Genomic DNA, 21,568 nt, shown 5'->3' with positions numbered 1-21,568 from the left:
GCCGCACCCTTGGTGACCTGGTCCTTCTGCAGACCCACCAGCAGACCCCGGCCACGCGGGGCACCCGCCGCATCGGTGATGCCGTAGGCGGCCTGCAGCGCCGTGTCCGACGAGGTCGCGGCCTTCTGACCGGCGGCGAGCTGCGCCTTGAGGACGCTCAGTTGGCTCTTCGCGGCGGCCTGGGCGGCCGCGAGACCGGCCTTGGCCTTGGTGAACTGAGCCGTATCCGGGTAACCCAGCTTGCCGTCACCGGTGTGACCCTTCGGCACGATCCGGAAGTTCTGCGCAGCCGAGCCGTTACATGCCGACTGAATGGCGTCGCTGCCGTTGTTGAATGTCAGCAGGTGCAGGCACTTGCCGGTCACCTCGTTCACCAGCGGACCAGCGTGACGCACGTCGAACTTCCACCGGTTGGCCTTGCTGCTGTCGCAGGCATGGATCTGGACCTTCGCACCGTTGGCGCTGCTGCCGTTCGCCACCTCCAGACACTTGTGCGAGTTGACGTTGCTCAGGCCATCGTTGTAGGGCGTCCACTCCTGGGCGGCCCCTCCGTTACAGCTGCTGACCTGGACCGGCGTGCCGTCGGTCTTGCCCCCACCCTGGACCTCCAGGCACTTACCAGTAGCGCCCGGTATCTGAATGACCAAGGGGGCGTCCCCGATGTAGCCAAGATCGCCCGCAGACCAGTAGTCCTGCCAGCGAGTGAGGTGGTCGGCGACCCACGACTGACCCAGCATCTCGGACAAGGCCTTGGCTCCCTTGGCCAGGGCGTCGGTGGCGTCCTTGCTCGCGCTGACGATCTGGTTGCGCTGGGCGGCCTGCGAGGAGATCTCCTGCTGCCACTCGTCGGCCGCGGCGGCGGTGACGCCGTCCAGAACCCGGTCCGGGTCGAGCGGGTCACGCCAGGCGCAAGAGGCGAAGCGGGTCTTCAGGTCCTCGACCGCGACGCGGTACTCGGCCGTGCCCTGCTGCGGCACCGTGCGCGGGAAGCCGCCGGAGGAAAGGAAGATGCGGGCGTCATCAGCACCCGCGTTCGTGGCGGGGCCGCCGTGCATCCATTGGAAGGCGCTGTGCTCGGCGAGCGCACGCTCCCACTCCTCCTGCGCCGTTCCGGTCGACCAGACCGGGTCCTTCCCGTACAGCGGGTTACCGCGATCGTCGACCGCCTGGAGTGTCTTGGCATCGACCTCAGGGGTCGAGTCCTCGTAGAAGTCGCTGTCGTCCTTCCAGAACCGGTCGGCGACCCAGGCGCTCAGACCTGTCCGCTCGTAGAAGGTCTGCTTGCCGTCGTTCGCCGTCCCGGGTGGCCAGTAGAAGTCCTCGTCGCCGACGTTGCCCGGCTGGGCCAAACCCGAAAGCGGCTTCTCCCACGCCTCCTGCCGGGCGTCGAGGTCATCCATCTGCTTGTGCGCGGCGGCCCGGTCACTGTCATACGCGCCGGCGAGCGGTGTCTTTTCCCAGTGCTCCCGGTTGGCGAGCACGTGGAGCCTGTCCGACGGCTGGTTCAGGCCGTCCTGTGCGACGGCGGCCATCGACGGACCACCCAGCCGCAGTACCTCGCCCATCAGGCACTGGTCCTGCCGCAGTTGCTCGGCGGCCGTGTCCTCGTACCAGGGGTAAGAGTCGCTCACGGGCTCGGCGTTCAGCCGGACCGAGCCGGGCTGGACGGCCAGGCCGGCCAGCACGGCCAGCGTGGCCACCGAGGTGACGGCGGAGGCGAATCTGTGAGGTTTTCGGTGTCCGCGCAGGCGGAACCAGGGTCTGGAATGCAACGGAGCGTCTCTTTCCTTCTTCGCGGTTTCATCGCGCGGCGAGGGGAGATGGCTGAGCGAGGCGCTGCCGCCCCGTCCGGGCGTCAGGAGTTCGGCAGGTGGCTCGGCCGCAGGGGTGCCGATGGTCGGTGCGATGGCATGGCGATACGGCCCCTCCCCCGAGAGCGACACCGCTCACCCGGTCGCCGGATGATGTGGACGAGAACAAACGGGCTGGTCAGGTACCCGTCAGGCGTGCGGCAACTGTATGCAGAGCGCAGGTATCAGTACAGCGACTTCCTCGCCAACAGGGGGGCGTTGGCCAGAACCGTCAGCCGCTCACAGAGGACTCACAGACTCCAGCGATCGTGGACTTTCTGTGCGTTTTCCATGTACGTAGCGCCAAGGACACGCCGTCGACGATGTATCCGTCCCGAGGCACAAGTGGCTGATCTTCGCTCTTGAGCAGGCACCGTGGCAGGGCGGGCCGGGCAACATACGGGGGGCTTGGCCCAGTACTGCAACGGTGCTTCCCGGAGCTGGGAACCGGTTCCCGCTACCCCGTCCGCCGTCGCAGATGGTGCCGCACCGCCCGCTGGGCCACCGGCCCCAGGGACTCCACGGCGGACACCAGCGCGCCGAGTTGCTCCAGGGCGTCCAGTGCGGCGTGCGCGCCCGCTTCGTCGGCCCCCTCGTACAGCTCGATGCCCACGAAGGACGCCGCGACCGCCCGCGCCAGTCCCGCCGGATCGGCGAACTCCCCGAACGGGGTCGCCGCCAGCACCCGCCTGAGCACCTGCTCTATCTCGTCGATCCACAGCCGCAGCCCGGCCGCCGTGGCCGGCCCCAGCGCCGCATGCGTGGGCGCCCCGGCCAGCAGCTGCCCCAGCAGCGCCACCTGCCCGCCGGCCCGCTCGCGCTCGTGGATCTCGCGGCCCACCACCAGCAGTTCGGACAGCGAGTCCACACCGGCGAGCCGCTCCCGGTACCGGGCCACCGCCTTCTCCGCCCCGTACCGGCACGCCGCGGCCAGCAGTTCGTCCACCGATCCGAAGTGGTAGAAGACGAGCGCCTGGTTGACCCCGGCCGCCGCCGCCACCGTACGGGCGGAGGTCTTGGCGATCCCCTGCTCGGTGAGCGTCCGCAGCGCGCCCTCCAGCAGCTTGTTCTTCGTCTCCACGGACTTGGCGGTCTCCGGGCTCACGCGCGCGACTCCTCGCGGACCGGCCGCAGCCCGGGCCTGACTCCGCGGCCGCGGACGTCGGTGTACGACGCCGTGAAGGACCCCTCGTAGCCGAAGAGCGGCCCGAAGTACCGGTTCACCACCCGGACCCGGATGCGGAAGCGGCCGGCGGCGTCGTCGTAGGACTCGCGCACCTCGGCGGTGGCGCCGACGGCCTCGGGCACGCGCACGTCCACCGGGCCCTCCCGGAACCGGTGTTCGCCGGAGCGGATGAGCAGGGAGCCGTCCGGCTCGGCGTGGAAGTGCAGCTCGCTGGCGAGGTGCTGGTGGGTGCCGAGGTAGTCGAGGATGCGGTCGCCCTTGGGGCTGAGCACCATCTGGGCGTCGAAACGCCGGGGACGGCCGGGCAGGTCGAAGGTGCGCACGAAGGTCACCGTCTCACGGCCGTAGGTGTCGGCGTAGGGGACGTTCTCGATCATGAAGGGGACGTTCCTGCCGGCCCTGGGGACCAGGATGTTGCGGGTGGTGCCGAGGGACAGGAACGGCTTCACGAAGGCCGGCCCGTGCCAGATGCGCTCCATCACACCCCGGCCGGTGCACGCCTCGCCGCCGGCCAGGCCGACCGAGAAGCGGCGCTGGAGCTGCGGGTGCAGACGGTCGAAGCCGGAGCCCATCACGGTGCGGAACATCGAGGTCATGACTGCTGCTCCAGAGTGCGCAGGAGGCGCGGGGCGCGGACCGGGGCCGGCGGGGTGCGCACGCAGCGGCGGGCGGCGGGGGTGCCCGCGAGCGGGGCCTTGAACAGGGCGAGGGAGACGCCGACGACCAGCAGCAGCGGGCACACGTAGGCGAGGGCGTCCGTGACGGGGCCGGGCAGTCCCGGGAGCGAGCCGCGGACGAGCCCGGTCAGGCACAGGCCGAGGACGAGCGTGCGGACCGTCAGCTCCGCCAGCCAGTTGTACCGGGCCCGCTCGGGGGTGATGCCCCGCTCCAGCCAGAGCCGCAGCCGGTCGAAGGACCAGGCCGTCGCCCAGCCCATGAGCGGGCGGAACAGCAGCCGGTCGGCGAGCGCGCCGAAGGCACCCCAGCGGGGCCGGTAGTCGTAACCCGTGAGGAACCGGACGCCGTCGGCGACCGGGACGTAGCGCCAGTAGCCGCTGCCCTCGGCCAGCAGGGACAGGGGGTGCGGGGAGGCGAAGCGCAGGGCGGAGGTGCGGGTGCCGTCGGGGCGTTCCCTCTCCCCCGCCGAGACGCCGGTGCCGGCGACGGTGAGGAACGGCAGTACGCGCGTGGCGTAGCGGAACCGCTGCGGTTCGCCGTCCGCGCGCGGGAGGAGGCCGATCTCCGTGAAGCGCAGGTCCCAGCGCTGGTGCCGGGCGGGGTCCTGGGTGTGGTCCCACAGCTCGTCGAGATCGGCGCGGATGTGCGCCTCTATGTAAAGGCCCATGCGTTCCCCCACGTCAGAAGCCGGTGACGGCCCGCATGTTCCCCACCTCAGAAGCCTGCTGGAGGCTTACCGGCCGCCGGTTGAGCAAGTGCTCAAATCATCTGACGCCGAACGTACACCCGTTTGAGCGATCGCTCAAACAGGAGGAACGCGAAAACCCCGGCCGGTGCGGCCGGGGTTCACGGGTGGCGCGGCAACCCCGGCCGACGCGGGCCGGGGTGCACGGCCGGTGCGGGCCGGGGTTCACGGGTGGTGCGGCAACCCCGGCCGACGCGGGCCGGGGCTCACGAATGGCGCGGGCCGGGGTTCTCGGGTGGTGCGGCAACCCCGGCTGGCGCGGGCCGGGGTTCACGGGTGGTGCGGCGAGGTCGGTCAGTCCGCGAGGTAGCGCGCGGCGAGGTCGGTTCAGTCCGCGAGGTAGCGCGCGGCGAGGTCGGTTCAGTCCGCGAGGTAGCGCTCGACCGTCTCCACCTTGGAGGTGAGCCCGTCGGTCACGCCGGGCCGGATGTCGGCCTTGAGGACGAGCGACACCCGCGGCGCACGCCGCTCCACGGCGGCCACGGCCTGCCGGACCACGGCCATGACCTCGTCCCACTCCCCCTCGATCGAGGTGAACATGGCGTCGGTGCGGTGGGGCAGGCCCGACTCGCGGACCACCCGTACGGCGTCGGCGACGTACTCCCCCACGTCCTCACCGACGCCGAGCGGCGTCACGGAAAAGGCGACGATCACGCGCTCACGGCTCCTTCCTTGCGCGCGCGGGCGGCGATGACGGCGTCCTCGGCCTCGCGCCGCAGCTTGCGCTCGGCGAAGAAGCCGCCGGTGGGCAGCACCGAGAGGACGAAGTAGAGGGCGGCGGTCTTCAGCGGCCACTTGGTGCGGTTCCAGGCGTCCGCCCAGAACACCACGTACAGAACGAACAGGACGCCGTGGATCGCACCCATCACGGGCACCGCGTTGAAGTCGGTGGTCCGCTTCAGCACCGAGCAGGCGAGCAGGACCAGGAAGGACACGGCCTCCGGGGCCGAGACCAGGCGGAGGCGGCGGAGGGCGGTGGCGGTCTTGATGTCCACGAGTCACCTTCGGTGGGAGTAATCGTTTGTGAACGCACGCACAAGCGTTCCCCCATTGTGGCAAACGGTGCCCCTAGGGGTCCGCTCAGGGTGGGTATCCACCCGTGGGCCCTGTTCGGTCCACCCGCCCGGCCGCTACTTTTCCCAGCGTGGCGATGTTCCGGCTCCAGGGGAGCAAGGTCCTCGCCGTCGACATGACCGGCGACGCCGTGAAGGCGAAGAACGGCTCGATGGTCGCGTACGACGGACAGATGGCCTTCAAGAAGCTGAGCGGTGGCGGCGAGGGGCTGCGCGGGATGGTGACCCGGCGGCTCACCGGCGAGCAGATGACGGTGATGGAGGTGAAAGGGCACGGGACCTGCTGGTTCGCGGACCGGGCGTCCGAGATCAACCTGGTCGGGCTGCACGGGGACAAGCTGTACGTCGAGGCGGGCAATCTCCTGGCGACGGACGCGGGACTGCGGACGGGGACGACGTTCACGGGGCTGCGCGGCGCCTCGCAGGGCAACGGCCTGTTCACGACGACCGTGGAGGGGCACGGCCAGGCGGCGATCGTCTCCGACGGACCGGCGGTCGTCCTGCGGGTCAGCCCGCAGTACCCGCTGACCGTCGACCCGGGCGCCTATGTCGCCCACCAGGGCGACGTCCGGCAGTCCTTCCAGTCCGGTGTGACATTCCGCACGCTCCTCGGGGAGGGCGGCGGCGAGGCCTTCCAGATCCGCTTCGAGGGCGACGGGCTGGTGTACGTGCAGCCGAGCGAGCGGAACACGATCGCGGGGGACCTGTGAGATGAGCTTCCGGGAGATCAACTCCAAGATGGTGGAGGCGACCGTGCTGCCGGGGCAGCGGCTGTTCAGCCAGCGCGGGGCGATGCTCGCCTACAGAGGGGACGTGTCCTTCACGCCCAACGTCCAGGGCGGCCAGGGCGGCGTGATGTCCATGCTCGGCCGCCGGGTGGCCGGCGAGGCGACCCCGCTGATGACCGTGGAGGGCAGCGGCACGGTCCTCTTCGGGCACGGCGGCCACCACGTCCACGTGATCGCCCTCTCCGGCGACACCCTCTACGTGGAGGCCGACCGGCTGCTCGCCTTCGAGGGCACGCTGCGCCAGGGCACGATGTTCATGGGCTCGCAGGGCGGGGTCATGGGCATGGTGCGCGGCCAGGTCACCGGGCAGGGCCTGTTCACCACGACCCTGCAGGGCCGGGGCGCGGTGGCCGTCATGGCACACGGAGGGGTCTTCGAGGTCCCGATCACCCCGCAGCGCCCGGTCCACGTCGACCCCCAGGCCTACGTCGCCCACCACGGCGACGTCCGCAACAAGCTCTCCACCGCGCTCGGCTGGCGCGACATGGTGGGCCGCGGCTCCGGGGAGGCGTTCCAGCTGGAGCTGAGCGGCAACGGCACGGTGTACGTCCAGGCGTCGGAGGAGAAGCTGTGAGCACCTACGGGACTCCGGGCGCCGGACCGGTCGTGCACGACCCGATGACGCTGCCCGCCGACGACAACGTGAACGCGTACACGTTCTGCGTCGAGCTCAAGAGCGGCCAGTGGTTCCTGCAGAAGGGAAAGATGATCGCCTACTACGGGGCGATCGCGTTCAACGGCATCGGGCACGGCCGACTCGACCGACTTGTCCGTACGTCGTTCCATTCGCCACTGCACGCGAGCGACTGGGTGGTGGCGGAGGGCTCGGGCAAGATGCTGCTGGCCGACCGGGCCTTCGACGTCAACTCCTACGACCTGGACGACGGGAACTTGACCATTCGCGCGGGCAACCTGCTCGCTTTTCAGCCAACTCTCGCGCTGAAACAATCGATCGTGCCGGGTTTTCTGACCCTTATCGGAACCGGGAAGTTTGTGGCCGCGTCCAACGGACCGGTGGTGTTCATGGAACCCCCGATCCGGGTCGACCCCCAGGCGCTCGTCGGGTGGGCCGACTGCCCCTCTCCGTGCCATCACTACGACCATGGGTACATGGCGGGTGTACTGGGCGGTCTCCGTGCAATGACGGGCTTCGGCGGGGTCTCCGGGGAGGAGCACCAGTTCGAGTTCGTGGGCGCCGGGACGGTCCTGCTGCAGTCGACGGAGACCCTCATGGCCGAGGCGGCGACGGGGGCCGTTCCGCCCGGACCGGGGGTGCCCGGCGGTGGCGGAACGGCACCGGGCGGACACGGTCCGCAATCGTCGGGCGTACCGCGCCTTCCCGGACAGCTGGGAGACCTCCAGCGTCGCTTCGGGCTGTGAGCGGTAGTCTGCGGAGTGTGACGTCGAACGCGTGCGCACTGTCACACCACCCGAAGTAGTTCGTCATTCAACTTCTTAGGTAGACTTCATTCATGGAGACCGAGACGGCCACGCGCTGGCTGACCGATGCGGAGCAGTGCGCCTGGCGCACCCACCTGGAGGTCAACAGGCTGTTGACGTACCAGCTCGAAAAAGATCTGCAGCCGTTCGGCCTGACTATGAACGACTACGAGATCCTCGTGAACCTGTCCGAGTCGGAGGACGTACGGATGCGGATGAGCGACCTCGCCTCCGCCACCCTGCAGTCCAAGAGCCGGCTCTCGCACCAGATCACGCGCATGGAGAACGCGAATCTGGTGCGCCGAGAGAACTGCGACACCGACCGCCGGGGCCTGTACGCCGTGCTCACGGACCACGGCATGGAGACCATGAAGAAGGTCGCGCCCCACCATGTGGCTTCGGTGCGGCGGCATTTCATCGACCTGCTGTCACCGGACGCGCTGACGGACCTGGACAAGTCGCTCAAGCCGATCGCCGAGCACCTGAGGGGGCAGCGGGGTCGCCCCTGAGCCTCCCGGAAAGCCCGGGGTGCGAGAGCCGGACAGGGGCGGAGCCGCTCACCGGCTCCGGGAGGGTGCCGCCACACCCGCCCGCGCCTCCCCGGCGGCACGGCCACCCACGGCCCCGGCGGCCACGGCCGTCACGGCGGCCAGCAGGGCGGCCCCGCCCATCAGGGCGAAGCACAGCGCCAGCGGCAGCCGGCCGATCAGCAGCCCCGCCACCACCGCCCCGCCCGAACTCCCGGCGTTGACCCCCATGTTCACCCACGCGCCGGCCTGCGTGCGGGCGCCCTCGCCGGCCGTCTCGTCGGCCAGCAGGTACGCGGTCGTCAGGGCCGGAGCGACGAAGGCACCCGCGAGAGCCACCGCCCCGGTGAGGGACCACAGGCCGGGCGCGAGCCCCGCCGCGGCGATCACCACGCCCAGTCCCGCCGCGAAACGGTGCAGCCGGATGCGGGCGGGCACACGCCACCGCACCGCACCGCCCACCAGGCCGCCCAGCGCGCTGCCCGCCGAGAGCGCGCCCAGCACCCAGGGGACGAGGGAGGTGTCGTAGGAGCGTTCCATGGCGAAGGCCGCCACCAGCAGCTCCACACCGCTGAGGGCCAGACCGGCGCCCAGGGCGACGGCGACCGGAGGCAGCAGCCCCGGGGCGGAGCCGCGCGGCCGGCGGGCCGGAGCGGGGCGGGGGCCCGGCAGGGCCGGGGAGGTGACGAAGAAGCAGGTTCCCCCGACGTTCACCAGGGCGCTGAGCAGGAGCCCGGCGGCCGGCGGGCCGACGGCCGTGAGCGCCCCGACCAGCGCCGGACCCGAGACGAACAGCAGCTCCTCGGCGACCCCGTCCAGGCTGTAGGCCCGGCGCAGCAGATCGGCGTCGGCGACCAGTTCGGACCACAGGGCGCGCATGGTCGGGCCGAGCGGGGGCGCGCAGGCGCCCGCCAGGGCCGCGCAGGCGGCGATCGGCACCGCCGGGGCGCCGGGGCGCCAGGTGAGGGCGGCCAGGACGCACAGCAGGGTGCCGTGGAGCACCGACATGGGCAGCAGGGCGCGGCGCGGTCCGTGGCGGTCGATGAGGCAGGCGCGCAGCGGCATCAGGCAGACCGTCGTGGCGCCGAACAGGGACAGCACGGCGCCGCAGACGGCGTAGGAGCCGGTGGCCCGGGTGACGGACAGCAGCATCGCCAGGCCGACCGTGCCGTAGGACAGCCGGGCGGTCAGGGCTGCGGTGAACGTGCGGCGCGCGTGCGGGACGCGCAGGACGGCGGCGTACGAGGGCCGCGGAAGGTGTGCGGACACGCGGAGGTTCCTCTTCGTGAGGCGTGGGCGAGGTACACCGAAGGGCGCGGTGGCCGGTGGTCAGGCCCCGCGAACCCGGGTGTGCGCTCTACGCCTTGAGGAGGAACATGCCGGTCAAGTTACCAGCGCCGGCACCGCGCCGGTGGCTCTCAGCCCTCCGTGAGGCCCGCCACCAGCTCGTCCGCCGCGCGGTACGGGTCCAGTTCGCCGCCGACGATCCGCTCGGCGAGGGCGCTGAGGCGGCGGTCGCCGTGCAGGTCGCCGATGCGTTCGCGCAGCGCGGTGACGGCGATGGTCTCCACCTCGCGGGCCGCGCGGGCCCGGCGCCGCTCGGCGAGGACGCCCCGCTCCTCCATCCAGGCCCGGTGCTTCTCCAGGGCCTCCACGACCTCGTCGACGCCCTCCGCGCGGGCCGCGACGGTCTTCACGATCGGCGGGCGCCAGTCACCGGGGCCGCGGGCCTCGCCCAGGCCCAGCATGTGGTTCAGTTCCCGGGCCGTGGCGTCGGCGCCGTCCCGGTCGGCCTTGTTGACGACGTAGACGTCGCCGATCTCCAGGATTCCGGCCTTCGCCGCCTGGATACCGTCTCCCATGCCGGGAGCCAGCAGCACCACGCTCGTGTCCGCCTGGGAGGCGATCTCGACCTCCGACTGGCCGACGCCGACCGTCTCGACCAGGATCACGTCGCACCCCGCCGCGTCCAGCACGCGGATGGCCTGCGGAGCCGCCCAGGCCAGGCCCCCGAGGTGGCCGCGGGTGGCCATCGAGCGGATGTAGACGCCGGGGTCGGAGGAGTGGTCCGACATCCGCACGCGGTCGCCGAGCAGGGCGCCGCCGGAGAACGGGGACGAGGGGTCGACGGCCAGGACGCCGACCCGCCTGCCCTGTCTGCGGTACGCGGTGACGAGCGCGGAGGTGGAGGTCGACTTGCCGACGCCGGGCGAGCCGGTCAGGCCCACCACGTAGGCGTTGCCGGTCAGCGGGGCCAGCGCCGCCATGACCTCCCGCAGTTGCGGGGACGCCCCCTCCACGAGGGAGATCAGCCGGGCCACGGCACGCGGCCGGCCTTCCCTGGCCTGGGCCACCAGAGAGGAGACGTCCTGCATCAAACAGCTCCGTTCGCTTTCGCTTCAGCCACCTAGCCGCGACATACCCGCGACGTACCTTCAGCCGTACCTTCGGCCGCGTCCCGGCCTCGCCTTCGGCCGGTCCCCCGGCCTTCGGCGGGCTCAGCCCTTCGGCACCCGCACGACGAGCGCGTCACCCTGGCCGCCGCCGCCGCACAGCGCCGCCGCGCCGACACCGCCGCCGCGGCGCTTGAGTTCGAGCGCCAAGTGGAGCACGAGACGGGCGCCGGACATGCCGATCGGGTGACCCAGGGCGATCGCACCACCGTTCACGTTCACCTTTTCGGTGGACACGCCGAGGTCCTTCATGGACTGCACGGCGACCGCGGCGAACGCCTCGTTGATCTCGACGAGGTCGAGGTCGGAGACCTCCAGGCCCTCCTTCTTCAGGGCGTGCAGGATGGCGTTGGACGGCTGGGACTGCAGACTGTTGTCCGGCCCGGCCACGTTGCCGTGCGCGCCGATCTCGGCGAGCCACTCCAGGCCCAGCTCCTCGGCCTTGGCCTTGCTCATCACGACCACGGCCGCCGCGCCGTCGGAGATCTGCGAGGAGGTGCCGGCCGTGATCGTGCCGTCCTTGGTGAAGGCCGGACGCAGCTTGGCCAGGGAGTCGGCGGTGGTGTCGCCGCGGATGCCCTCGTCCTTGCTGAACAGCACCGGGTCGCCCTTGCGCTGCGGGATCTCCACCGGGGTGATCTCGGCCTCGAACAGCCCGTTCTTCTGCGCGGCGGCGGCCCGCTGGTGGGACAGCGCGGCGATCTCGTCCTGCTCGGCGCGGCCGATGCCCAGGCGGGCGTTGTGCTTGTCGGTGGACTCGCCCATGGCGATGCCCTCGAAGGAGTCGGTCAGGCCGTCGTAGGCCATCGCGTCGAGCATCTGGACCGCGCCGTACTTGTAGCCCTCACGGGACTTGGGCAGCAGGTGCGGGGCGTTGGTCATCGACTCCTGGCCGCCCGCCACGACGATGTCGAACTCGCCGGCGCGGATCAGCTGGTCGGCGAGGGCGATGGCGTCCAGGCCGGAGAGGCACACCTTGTTGATGGTGAGCGCCGGGACGTTCATCGGGATGCCGGCCTTGACGGCGGCCTGACGGGCCGGGATCTGGCCGGCGCCGGCCTGCAGCACCTGGCCCATGATCACGTACTGCACCTGGTCGCCGCCGATCCCCGCACGGTCGAGGGCGGCCTTGATCGCGAAGCCGCCGAGGTCGGCTCCGGAGAAGGACTTCAGCGAGCCCAGCAGTCGCCCCATGGGCGTCCGGGCACCCGCGACGATCACCGAGCTGGTCGTTCCAGAAGACATGAGGTGCGATCCCCTTCCAGCTGCGCACAGCCGAGGAGTGAACGAGGGTTTACTTCGAATGTACTGAGCGGTACAGCACGCCGTCATCGGCCCGTCGGTGTGATCGCGCGCACGTTGCGTAACCACTCCGGGGGCGCTCCACTGAATCCATGCTGACGCGAATCGACCACATCGGGATCGCCTGCCACGACCTCGACGCGACCGTCGAGTTCTACCGGGCCACGTACGGCTTCGAGGTGTTCCACACCGAGGTCAACGAGGAGCAGGGCGTGCGTGAGGCCATGCTCAAGATCAACGGGACGTCGGACGGCGGTGCCTCCTACCTCCAGCTGCTGGAGCCGACCCGGGAGGACTCGGCGGTCGGCAAGTGGCTGGCGAAGAACGGGGAGGGCGTCCATCACATCGCCTTCGGCACGGCGGACGTCGACGCCGACTCCGAGGAGATCCGGGGCAAGGGCGTCCGGGTGCTGTACGAGCAGCCCCGGCGCGGTTCCATGGGGTCGCGGATCACCTTCCTGCACCCCAAGGACTGCCATGGCGTTCTCACAGAACTGGTCACTTCGGCCCCTGTTGAGTCGCCCGAGCACTGACCCCCGTACATAAGGGCCGGTAGGGTTGGGGGCGGTCGTCCCCGCAACCGGGACGACCGCATGCCGGGGTCCGGGTTTCGGGGGACGAGCGTCGGGGCAGCAGCCCGTGCTCCGCCGTTGATCTGACACCATTCCCCGGGGGCCCCGTTCGGCGGATGGACGGAGCTCGTCGAAGAAGCTGACCAGGGGACGGATGGGACCGCGCAGTGCGGGGCTACGAGAGCCAGGAGCGAGAGCCGGCGGCTGACGTCGACCACCTCTCTCGGTTCGAGGCCGAGATGAAGCGGCTGAAGACCGAGCGGGAAAAGGCGATCCAGCACGCCGAGGACCTCGGCTACCAGGTCGAGGTGCTGCGCGCCAAGCTGCACGAGGCGCGCCGCACCCTCATGACCCGGCCCGCCTACGACGGCGGTGACATCGGCTACCAGGCCGAGCAGTTGCTCCGCAATGCCCAGATGCAGGCCGAGCAGCTGCGCCAGGACGCCGAGCGGGAGCTGAGCCAGGCCCGTGCGCAGACCCAGCGCATCCTGCAGGAGCACGCCGAGCAGGCGGCTCGGCTCCAGGCGGAGCTGCACCAGGAGGCGGTGACCCGGCGCCAGCAGCTGGACCAGGAGCTGGCCGAACGCCGCTCCACCGTCGAGTCGCACGTCAACGAGAACGTGGCCTGGGCGGAGCAGCTGCGCGCCCGCACCGAGCAGCAGGCGCGCCGGCTGCTGGAGGAGTCCCGCGCCGAGGCCGAGCAGGCCATGGCGACCGCCCGCGCCGAGGCCGAGCGGCTCACCCGGGAGGCCCGCGAGCGGCTGCAGAGCGACGCCGAGTCGGCCCGCGCGGAGGCCGAGCAGATCCTGCGCCGCGCCCGCACGGACGCCGAGCGGCTGCTGAACGCCGCCTCCACGCAGGCACAGGAGGCCACCGAGCACGCCGAACAGCTGCGCACCGACGCGGTCGGCGAGTCGGACGCCGCCCGCCGGCAGGCCACCGAGCTGAGCCGGGCCGCCGAGGAGCGGATGGCGGCGGCCGAGGAGGCGCTGCGCAAGGCCCAGGCCGAGGCCGAGAAGGTGGTCACGGAGGCCAAGGAGTCCGCCGCCAAGACCCTCGCGAGCGCCGAGTCGGCGGGCGAGGCGCGCACGCGTACCGCGAAGGAGCAGGTCGCCCGGCTGGTCGCGGAGGCCACGAAGGAGGCCGAGAGCACCAGGTCCGAGGCCGAGCACCTGGTCGCCGACGCCCGCGCCGAGGCCGAGAAGATCGTCGCCGAGGCCGCCGAGAAGGCCCGCTCGATCACCGCCGAGGAGACGGCCAGCCAGCTGTCGAAGGCAGCCCGCACCGCCGAGGACGTGCTGAACAAGGCGTCCGAGGACGCCCAGAAGACCACCAGGGCCGCCGCCGAGGAGGCCGAGCGGATCCGCACGGAGGCCGAGACCGAGGCCGACCGGCTGCGCGCGGAGGCGCACGACATCGCCGAGCAGCTCAAGGGCGCGGCGAAGGACGACACCAAGGAGTACCGCGCCAAGACGGTCGAGCTGCAGGAGGAGGCCCGCCGGCTGCGCGGCGAGGCCGAGCAGCTGCGCGCCGACGCGGTCGCCGAGGGCGAGTCGATCCGGGCCGAGGCCCGCCGCGAGGCCGTCGGGCAGATCGAGGAGGCGGCCAAGTCCGCCGAGGAGCTGCTCGCCAAGGCCAAGGCGGACGCCGACGAGCTGCGCAAGACCGCGACCGCCGACAGCGAGAAGGTGCGCACCGAGGCCATCGAGCGCGCCACCGGGCTGCGCCGGCAGGCCGAGGAGACCCTGGAGCGCACCCGCAAGGAGGCCGAGCGGCTGCGCGCCGAGGCCGCCGAGCAGGCCGAGGCGGCCCGGGCGGACGCCGAGAAGGCCGCGCGAGAGCTGCGCGAGGAGACCGAGAAGGCCGTCGAGGCCCGCCGGGGCGAGGCCGCCGAGGAGCTGACCCGGCTCCAGACGGACGCGCAGGAGCGGCTGGCGTCGGCCGAGCAGGCGCTGGCCGACGCCCGTGAGGAGGCCGCCCGGATCCGCCGGGAGACCGCCGAGGAGAGCGAGCGGCTGCGCGCGGAGTCCGCCGAGCGGATCCGTACGCTGCGGCAGCAGGCCGAGGCGGAGGCCGAGCGGCTGCGTGACGAGGCGGCGTCCGACGCGTCCGCCTCCCGCGCCGAGGGCGAGGCCATCGCCGTACGGCTGCGGTCCGAGGCCGCGGCCGAGGCCGAGCGGCTGAAGGCGGAGGCCCAGGACACCGCCGACCGGGTGCGTGCGGAGGCGCAGGCCGCCGCCGAGCGGCTGGGCACGGAGGCGTCCGAGACGCTGGCCGCCGCGCAGGAGGAGGCCGCCCGGCGCCGCCGCGAGGCCGAGGAACTCCTCGGCGCCGCCCGCGAGGAGGCCGGCCAGGAGCGGCAGCGGGCCCGTGAGCAGAGCGAGGAGCTGCTGGCCTCCGCCCGCAAGCGGGTCGAGGAGGCGCAGGCCGAGGCGACGCGGCTGGTGGAGGAGGCCGACCGGCGCGCCACGGAGATGGTGGCCGCCGCCGAGCAGCACGCCCAGCAGGTACGGGACTCCGTCGCCGGGCTGCACGAGCAGGCGCAGGAGGAGATCACCGGGCTGCGTTCGGCCGCCGAGCACGCGGCGGACCGTACGAAGCGGGAGGCCGAGGAGGAGGCGGACCGGGTCCGCGCCGACGCCTACGCCGAGCGGGAGCGGGCGAGCGAGGACGCCTCCCGGGTCCGGCGCGAGGCGAACGAGGAGGCCGAGGCCGCCAAGGCGCTGGCCGAGCGGACGATGGCGGAGGCCATCGCCGAGGCCGAGCGGCTGCGGGCGGACGCCGGCGAGTACGCCCAGCGGGTGCGCACCGAGGCTTCGGACGCGCTCGCCGAGGCCGACCAGGCGTCCGCCCGCACCCGGGCGGACGCCCGCGAGGACGCCAACCGCATCCGTTCGGACGCGGCGACCCAGGCCGACACCCTCATCACCGAGGCCCGCAACGAGGCCGAGCGGCTCCAGTCGGAGACGGTCGCGGAGGCCGACCGGGTGCGCTCGGAGGCACTCGCCGAGGCCGACCGGGTGCGCACCGAGGCGCTCACCGAGGCCGAGCGGCTGCAGACGGAGACCGCCGCGGAGGCCGAGCGGGTGCGCACGGAGGCGCTCACCGAGGCGGACCGGGTCCGTGCGGAAGCGGTGGCGAGCGCCGAGCAGATCGTCGGGGACGCCACCGGTGACGCCGAACGGCTGCGCGCCGAGGCCGCCGAGACGGTGGGTTCCGCGCAGGCGCACGCCGAGCGGGTCCGGGCGGACGCCGAGCGGCTCAAGGCGGACGCGGAGGCCGAGGCCGAACGGCTCGTCAACTCCGCGCGCGAGGAGTCCGAGCGGACCCTGGACGAGGTCCGCAAGGAGGCCAACAAGCGGCGTTCCGAGGCGGCCGAGCAGGTCGACAAGCTCATCACGGAGACGACGGCCGAGGTCGACAAGCTGCTCGGCGAGGCGCAGGAGCAGGCGCTGAAGACCACGGCGGACGCCGAGTCGCAGGCCGACACGATGGTCGGCGCGGCCCGCAGCGAGGCCGAGCGGATCGTCTCCGAGGCGACCATCGAGGGCAACTCCGCGGTGGAGAAGGCCCGTACGGACGCGGACGAGCTGCTGGTCGGCGCGCGCCGGGACGCCACCGCGATCAGGGAGCGCGCCGAGGAGCTGCGCGACCGCATCACCACCGAGATCGAGGAACTGCACGAGCGGGCCCGCCGCGAGGCCGCCGAGACGATGAAGTCGACCGGCGACCGCTGCGACGCGCTCATCAAGGCCGCCGAGGAGCAGCTGGCCAAGGCCGAGGCGAAGGCCAAGGAGCTGGTCTCGGAGGCGAGCTCCGAGGCGGGCAAGGTCCGTATCGCCGCGGTCAAGAAGGCGGAGGGGCTGCTCAAGGAGGCCGAGCAGAAGAAGGCCAGCCTGGTCAAGGAGGCCGAGGAGCTGAAGGCGGAGGCGATCCGCGAGGCCCGGCGCACGGTCGAGGAGGGCAAGCGGGAGCTGGAGATCCTGGTGCGCCGGCGCGAGGACATCAACGCCGAGATCTCCCGGGTCCAGGACGTCCTGGAGGCGTTGGAGTCGTTCGAGACGCCCGCGGCCGGCAAGGACGGCGGAGTCAAGGCGGGCGCCACGGTGGGCGCCCCCCGATCGGGTGGCAAGTCGTCAGAGAGCTAGCGGACGGTGAACGTTCCGTTGTCTTCTGGGGGCTTTGCCCCACTCCTTGGCAAGCCCTGCGACGGTCAGCCACCCGAAAGAGGTGCCATTCTCCAGATCAAAACCGTATCCGCTCGATGACACACCGCTTCGGCCCCTAGGATTCCCTTATCACCTCACCGGTCTCATTCGACAGGAACCCCATGAGCGACACTTCCCCCTACGGCTTCGAGCTTGTGCGGCGTGGGTACGACCGCGCTCAGGTGGACGAACGTATCTCCAAGCTCGTCTCCGACCGTGACAGCGCTCTCGCCCGCATCACCGCCCTGGAGAAGCGCATCGAGGAGCTGCACCTCGAAACGCAGAACGCCCAGGCTCAGATCACGGACGCCGAGCCGTCGTACGCGGGTCTCGGCGCGCGGGTCGAGAAGATCCTGCGCCTGGCCGAGGAAGAGGCCAAGGAGCTGCGTGAGGAGGCCCGGCGGGCGGCCGAGCAGCACCGCGACCTCGCCGAGTCGGCGGCCCAGCAGGTCCGTAACGACGCCGAGTCCTACGCCGCCGAGCGCAAGGCCAAGGCCGAGGACGAGGGCGTCCGGATCGTCGAGAAGGCCAAGACCGACGCCTCCCAGCTGCGTGCCGAGGCGCAGAAGGACGCGCAGTCCAAGCGCGAGGAGGCGGACGCCCTCTTCGAGGAGACCCGCGCCAAGGCCGCGCAGGCCGCCGCCGACTTCGAGACCAACCTGGCCAAGCGCCGCGAGCAGTCCGAGCGCGACCTGGCCTCGCGTCAGCAGAAGGCCGAGAAGCGCCTGGCCGAGATCGAGCACCGGGCCGAGCAGCTGCGCCTGGAGGCGGAGAAGCTGCGTACCGACGCCGAGCGCCGGGCCCGCCAGACGGTGGAGACCGCGCAGCGCCAGGCCGAGGACATCGTGGCCGACGCCAACGCCAAGGCGGACCGGATCCGTTCGGAATCCGAGCGGGAGCTGGCGGCGCTCACCAACCGCCGCGACAGCATCAACGCCCAGCTGACGAACGTCCGCGAGATGCTCGCCACGCTGACCGGCGCCGCGGTGGCCGCGGCCGGCACGTCGACCGACGACGAGCCGGTCTCCCGGGGCGTCCCGGCGCAGCAGTCCCGGTAGGTCCGGGCACTCGTACGCACTCCGAGGGGGGCGGTGGGCGACTCCCACCGCCCCCCTCGCGTGCGCGCGGGCACGCGTGCCGTGTCCGTCCCCCGCCGCGCGCGTAGCCTGGGGAGGAGGCGCGGGCCCTGCGGCCGGACCGTACCGGCCGCGCGCGATCCGTCCTCCTGCCGGAAGGAGTGCCCCGGATGCCGGACGGCGAGCGGTCCCTCGAAGACGCCATCCTCGATCTGCTCGACCGGCGGGCGCCGGGGGCGTCGGTGTGTCCCTCGGACGTCGCCCGCGCGGTGCACGGCTCCGGGGACGAGGGCTGGCGTGAACTGATGGAGCCCGTCCGCCGGGCAGCGGCCCGGCTCGCCGCCGAGGGGCGGGTGGAGGTCACCCAGCACGGCGATGCCGTCGACCCCGCCAGGGCCCGCGGACCCGTCCGGATCCGCCGCCCCGGCTGACCGGGGAGCGCGCCGCCGGCGGTCGCCGCTCGAGTGGCAGCCGCCCACCGCCGGTCTTAGCGTGACCGCATGATCGAGCTGGAGGGGCTGACCAAGCGGTACGGCGAGAAGGTGGCGGTCGACCACCTCACCTTCTCGGTCCGGCCGGGCATCGTGACGGGATTCCTCGGACCCAACGGCGCGGGCAAGTCGACCACCATGCGGATGATCCTCGGGCTCGACCGCCCCACCGCCGGTGACGTCCGGATCGACGGCCGGCACTACGACCGGCTCAAGGACCCGCTGACGTACATCGGCGCCCTGCTGGACGCCAAGGCGGTGCACGGCGGCCGGAGCGCCCGCAACCACCTGCTGTGCCTCGCCCAGAGCAACGGGATCCCCGGCAGCCGGGTGGCGGAGGTGCTCGAGACCGTCGGCCTCACCGCCGTGGCCCGCAAGAAGGCGAAGGGGTTCTCGCTGGGCATGGGGCAGCGGCTGGGCATCGCCGGGGCGCTGCTCGGGGATCCGCGGATCCTGATGTTCGACGAGCCGGTCAACGGGCTCGACCCGGAGGGCATCCACTGGATCCGGAACCTGATGAAATCGCTGGCCGCGCAGGGCCGGACGGTGTTCGTGTCGAGCCATCTGATGAGCGAGATGGCACTGACCGCCGATCACCTCGTGGTCATCGGGCAGGGGCGGCTGCTCGCGGACACCTCCATGGCCGACTTCATCCGGACGAACTCGCGGTCGTACGTCCGGATCCGCTGCCCGCAGCGCGAGCGGCTGCTCGACGTGCTGCACCAGGCCGGGATCACCGCCGTCCAGGCGGGCGGTGGGGCGCTGGAGGTGGAGGGCGGCAAGGCCGAGCAGATCGGTGAGCTGGCCGCGCGGTACGGGCTCGTGCTGCACGAGCTGAGCCCGCAGCAGGCGTCGCTGGAGGAGGCGTTCATGCAGTTGACGGCGGATGCGGTGGAGTACCACTCGCAGGCCGGTCCGAGTCCCGTCCCGCAGGACTGGGGCGCCGGCTGGAAGGGGGCCTGAGCCATGGCGGCCGCGCAGGTCATCCGCTCCGAGTGGACCAAGATCCGGTCGGTGGCGTCCACGGTGTGGACGCTGTCGCTGGCCCTGGTGGTCACCGTCGCCCTCGGCACGCTCATCTCCGCCCTGACCGACAGCCAGTTCGGACACATGCCCGCGCGCGAGCGGCTCTCCTTCGACCCCACGGTCATCAGCTTCGCGGGCATGACCCTCGGCCAGCTCGCCATGATCGTGTTCGGGGTGCTGGTCGTCTCCAACGAGTACAGCACCGGCATGATCCGGGTCTCGCTGGCCGCCGTGCCGCGGCGCGGGACCTTCCTGGCCTGCAAGGTCGCCGTCGCCGCGGCGCTGGCGCTGGCCGTCGGCATGGTCACCGCCTTCGCCGCGTTCTTCCTCGGCCAGGCGATGCTCGGCGCCCACGGGGCCGGCATCGGCGACCCGGGCGTCCTGCGCGCGGTGTGCGGCGGCGGGCTGTACATGACGCTGATCGCGGTGTTCTCCATGGGCGTCGCCGCGATGCTGCGCTCGCCGATGCTCTCCCTCGGCATCCTGATGCCGTTCTTCTTCCTGATCTCCAACATCCTCGGCAACGTGGACGCGACGAAGAAGATCGGCCGGTTCCTGCCGGACCAGGCGGGCAGCCGGATCATGCAGGTGGTCCCCCGCGTCGGCGACGACACCCCGTACGGCCCCTGGGCCGGGCTCGGGATCATGGCGCTGTGGGTGGTCGCCGCGCTGGCGGGCGGCTACGTCCTCCTCAGGCGCCGGGACGCCCAGTAGAGCCGGCGGTCACCCGGCGTGACGTCTCGGCTTTACCCTCTCTTGGGCGGAACCGTCAGCGCCTCGATATCCTCCTAACCCTTACGGGGGCGTGTGCCCCGCTGTCCTGAACCTTTCGATGGGTGCGGAGCATGATCGAGGCTGTCGGCCTGACCAAGCGCTACGGCGACAAGACCGCCGTGTACAACCTTTCCTTCCAGGTGCGGCCAGGAGCCGTCACCGGCTTCCTCGGGCCGAACGGCTCGGGCAAGTCCACGACGATGCGGATGATCCTCGGACTGGACAACCCCACGTCCGGGTCGGTCACCATCGGTGGCTACCCGTACCGCAAGCTGCCCAACGCCCCCCGGCAGGTCGGCGCGCTGCTCGACGCCAAGGCCGTGCACGGCGGCCGGTCCGCCCGCAACCACCTGCTGAGCCTCGCCCAGCTGTCGGGCATCCCCGCCCGGCGGGTCGACGAGGTGCTCGGTGTCGTCGGCCTGCAGGGGGTGGCCAAGAAGCGCTCCAAGGGGTTCTCGCTCGGCATGGGCCAGCGCCTCGGCATCGCCGCCGCGCTGCTCGGCGACCCGCAGGTGCTGCTGTTCGACGAGCCGGTCAACGGCCTCGACCCGGAGGGCATCCTCTGGGTCCGCAACCTGATGAAGGCGCTCGCGGCCGAGGGCCGTACCGTCTTCGTCTCCTCCCACCTGATGAGCGAGATGGCGCTGACCGCCGACCACCTCGTGGTGATCGGGCGCGGACAGCTGCTCGCCGACATGAGCGTGAAGGACTTCATCTCGGCCAACTCCGCGGACTTCGCCCGCGTGCGCACCCCGGACAGCGAACCGCAGCTGCGCGAGAAGCTCTCCTCCGCGCTCACCGAGGCCGGCGGCCATGTCCTGCCGGAGCAGGACGGCGCGCTGCGGGTCACCGGGCTGCCGCTCCCCCGGATCAGCGACCTCGCGCACGAGGCGGACGTCCGCCTGTGGGAGCTGTCGCCGCACCAGGCGTCGCTGGAGGAGGCGTACATGCGGATGACGCAGGGCGCCGTGGACTACCGCTCGACCGCCGACCAGAAGGCGGGCCTGCAGCAGCCGGTGCCGGCCGGCGCGCAGCCGCCGGTGCCGGTGCCCGGGCAGGGCCAGCCGGGCTGGTACGCCCCGCCGCCGCCCCAGCAGGGCGGGCAGCCCTTCACGATGCCGGCCGCGCCCGCGGGCCCGTACGGCGGCGCCCAGGCGGGCGGCCAGGGCGGTCCCGGCGCGCAGGCGGCCAACCCGTACGCCCAGCCGGGCGCCCCGGTGCAGCAGCCGGCCCAGGCCGCCCCGGCCCAGCAGCCGGCCCATCAGCCTGCGGCCCCCGCGCCGCAGGCCCAGCCCCCGGCCCTGACCAAGGAGGCGGCACCGGCCCCCACCGCCCCGGCCGCAGCCCCGCCGGCGCCCGCCGCCCCGCCGGCGCCCGCC

At 72.2% G+C, this 21,568-nt stretch carries 20 protein-coding genes; 11 read left to right on the top strand and 9 right to left on the bottom strand.

The features are described from left to right. The 6 genes from GT045_RS25065 to GT045_RS25040 all read right to left on the bottom strand — a co-directional run. Positions 1-1,700, bottom strand: a 1,700-nt coding sequence (locus tag GT045_RS25065; RefSeq protein WP_345942743.1) for an RICIN domain-containing protein, incomplete at its 3' end; no start/stop codon positions are given. Positions 1,701-2,307: 607 nt separating this feature from the next. Beyond that, the gene (locus tag GT045_RS25060) at positions 2,308-2,955 is read right to left on the bottom strand and encodes a TetR/AcrR family transcriptional regulator (RefSeq protein WP_161335532.1); all 648 of its coding nucleotides are present in this window, start codon (positions 2,953-2,955) and stop codon (positions 2,308-2,310) included. Further along, on the bottom strand, positions 2,952-3,632 hold the full coding sequence (locus GT045_RS25055) for a DUF4166 domain-containing protein (RefSeq protein WP_161335531.1): 681 nt from the start codon (positions 3,630-3,632) through the stop codon (positions 2,952-2,954). The genes GT045_RS25060 and GT045_RS25055 overlap by 4 nt, the downstream gene beginning before the upstream one ends. Beyond that, positions 3,629-4,381 carry a hypothetical protein gene (locus GT045_RS25050; protein WP_161335530.1) on the bottom strand — a complete coding sequence of 251 codons (753 nt, stop codon included), beginning with the start codon at positions 4,379-4,381 and terminating at the stop codon, positions 3,629-3,631. Before GT045_RS25050 ends, GT045_RS25055 begins: the two co-directional genes overlap by 4 nt. Before the next feature lie 438 nt (positions 4,382-4,819). Beyond that, the gene (locus GT045_RS25045; protein ID WP_161295922.1) at positions 4,820-5,113 is read right to left on the bottom strand and encodes an MTH1187 family thiamine-binding protein; all 294 of its coding nucleotides are present in this window, start codon (positions 5,111-5,113) and stop codon (positions 4,820-4,822) included. Next, positions 5,110-5,454: a DUF3817 domain-containing protein gene (locus tag GT045_RS25040; RefSeq protein ID WP_161295924.1), complete on the bottom strand. Its 345-nt coding sequence runs from the start codon at positions 5,452-5,454 to the stop codon at positions 5,110-5,112. The genes GT045_RS25045 and GT045_RS25040 overlap by 4 nt, the downstream gene beginning before the upstream one ends. Before the next feature lie 155 nt (positions 5,455-5,609). Between GT045_RS25040 and GT045_RS25035 the strand changes: the two genes are divergently transcribed. The 4 genes from GT045_RS25035 (at position 5,610) to GT045_RS25020 (ending at position 8,269) form a co-directional block, all read left to right on the top strand. Next, entirely contained in the window at positions 5,610-6,242 is a 633-nt protein-coding gene (locus tag GT045_RS25035; RefSeq protein ID WP_161335533.1) for an AIM24 family protein, read from the top strand. A 1-nt stretch (position 6,243) separates the two neighbouring features. After that, positions 6,244-6,894: an AIM24 family protein gene (locus tag GT045_RS25030; protein ID WP_161295926.1), complete on the top strand. Its 651-nt coding sequence runs from the start codon at positions 6,244-6,246 to the stop codon at positions 6,892-6,894. Next, positions 6,891-7,700, top strand: coding sequence for an AIM24 family protein (locus GT045_RS25025; protein WP_161295927.1), 810 nt, complete (start codon positions 6,891-6,893; stop codon positions 7,698-7,700). Before GT045_RS25030 ends, GT045_RS25025 begins: the two co-directional genes overlap by 4 nt. A 92-nt stretch (positions 7,701-7,792) precedes the next feature. Further along, on the top strand, positions 7,793-8,269 hold the full coding sequence (locus GT045_RS25020; RefSeq protein ID WP_161295929.1) for a MarR family transcriptional regulator: 477 nt from the start codon (positions 7,793-7,795) through the stop codon (positions 8,267-8,269). 48 nt (positions 8,270-8,317) lie between these two features. Here GT045_RS25020 and GT045_RS25015 read toward each other — a convergent pair whose 3' ends face one another. The 3 genes from GT045_RS25015 to GT045_RS25005 form a co-directional block, all read right to left on the bottom strand. Further along, on the bottom strand, positions 8,318-9,556 hold the full coding sequence (locus GT045_RS25015; RefSeq protein ID WP_161335529.1) for an MFS transporter: 1,239 nt from the start codon (positions 9,554-9,556) through the stop codon (positions 8,318-8,320). A 149-nt stretch (positions 9,557-9,705) separates the two neighbouring features. Continuing rightward, positions 9,706-10,662 (bottom strand): methylmalonyl Co-A mutase-associated GTPase MeaB, encoded by a 957-nt coding sequence (gene meaB, locus GT045_RS25010; RefSeq protein WP_161295933.1) that lies wholly within the window; start codon positions 10,660-10,662, stop codon positions 9,706-9,708. Positions 10,663-10,785: 123 nt separating this feature from the next. Next, positions 10,786-11,985 (bottom strand): acetyl-CoA C-acetyltransferase, encoded by a 1,200-nt coding sequence (locus GT045_RS25005; protein ID WP_202516241.1) that lies wholly within the window; start codon positions 11,983-11,985, stop codon positions 10,786-10,788. Positions 11,986-12,134: 149 nt separating this feature from the next. Here GT045_RS25005 and mce point away from each other — a divergent pair, with 149 nt between their 5' ends. From mce to GT045_RS24970, 7 genes are all read left to right on the top strand, one after another. Then, entirely contained in the window at positions 12,135-12,575 is a 441-nt protein-coding gene (gene mce, locus GT045_RS25000; RefSeq protein WP_161295935.1) for a methylmalonyl-CoA epimerase, read from the top strand. A 206-nt stretch (positions 12,576-12,781) separates the two neighbouring features. Further along, positions 12,782-16,762, top strand: a complete 3,981-nt coding sequence (scy, locus tag GT045_RS24995; protein WP_161295937.1) for a polarized growth protein Scy — start codon at positions 12,782-12,784, stop codon at positions 16,760-16,762. A 182-nt stretch (positions 16,763-16,944) separates the two neighbouring features. Then, positions 16,945-17,880 carry a cellulose-binding protein gene (locus GT045_RS24990; RefSeq protein WP_161295939.1) on the top strand — a complete coding sequence of 312 codons (936 nt, stop codon included), beginning with the start codon at positions 16,945-16,947 and terminating at the stop codon, positions 17,878-17,880. Between the two features lie 188 nt (positions 17,881-18,068). Then, positions 18,069-18,329 (top strand): DUF3253 domain-containing protein, encoded by a 261-nt coding sequence (locus GT045_RS24985; protein WP_161295941.1) that lies wholly within the window; start codon positions 18,069-18,071, stop codon positions 18,327-18,329. A gap of 69 nt (positions 18,330-18,398) precedes the next feature. Further along, complete coding sequence (locus GT045_RS24980) at positions 18,399-19,352, top strand: ABC transporter ATP-binding protein (RefSeq protein ID WP_161335528.1); 954 nt, start codon at positions 18,399-18,401, stop codon at positions 19,350-19,352. 3 nt (positions 19,353-19,355) lie between these two features. Next, positions 19,356-20,129 carry an ABC transporter permease gene (locus GT045_RS24975; protein ID WP_161291441.1) on the top strand — a complete coding sequence of 258 codons (774 nt, stop codon included), beginning with the start codon at positions 19,356-19,358 and terminating at the stop codon, positions 20,127-20,129. Between the two features lie 131 nt (positions 20,130-20,260). Continuing rightward, the coding region (locus tag GT045_RS24970) for an ABC transporter ATP-binding protein (protein ID WP_161335527.1) at positions 20,261-21,568 on the top strand (1,308 nt) is incomplete at its 3' end.

Source organism: Streptomyces sp. SID486 (assembly GCF_009865385.1).
Classification (GTDB): domain Bacteria; phylum Actinomycetota; class Actinomycetes; order Streptomycetales; family Streptomycetaceae; genus Streptomyces.
The sequence above is the reverse complement of the archived record's forward strand: the minus strand, read 5'-3'. Positions and strand labels throughout refer to the sequence as shown.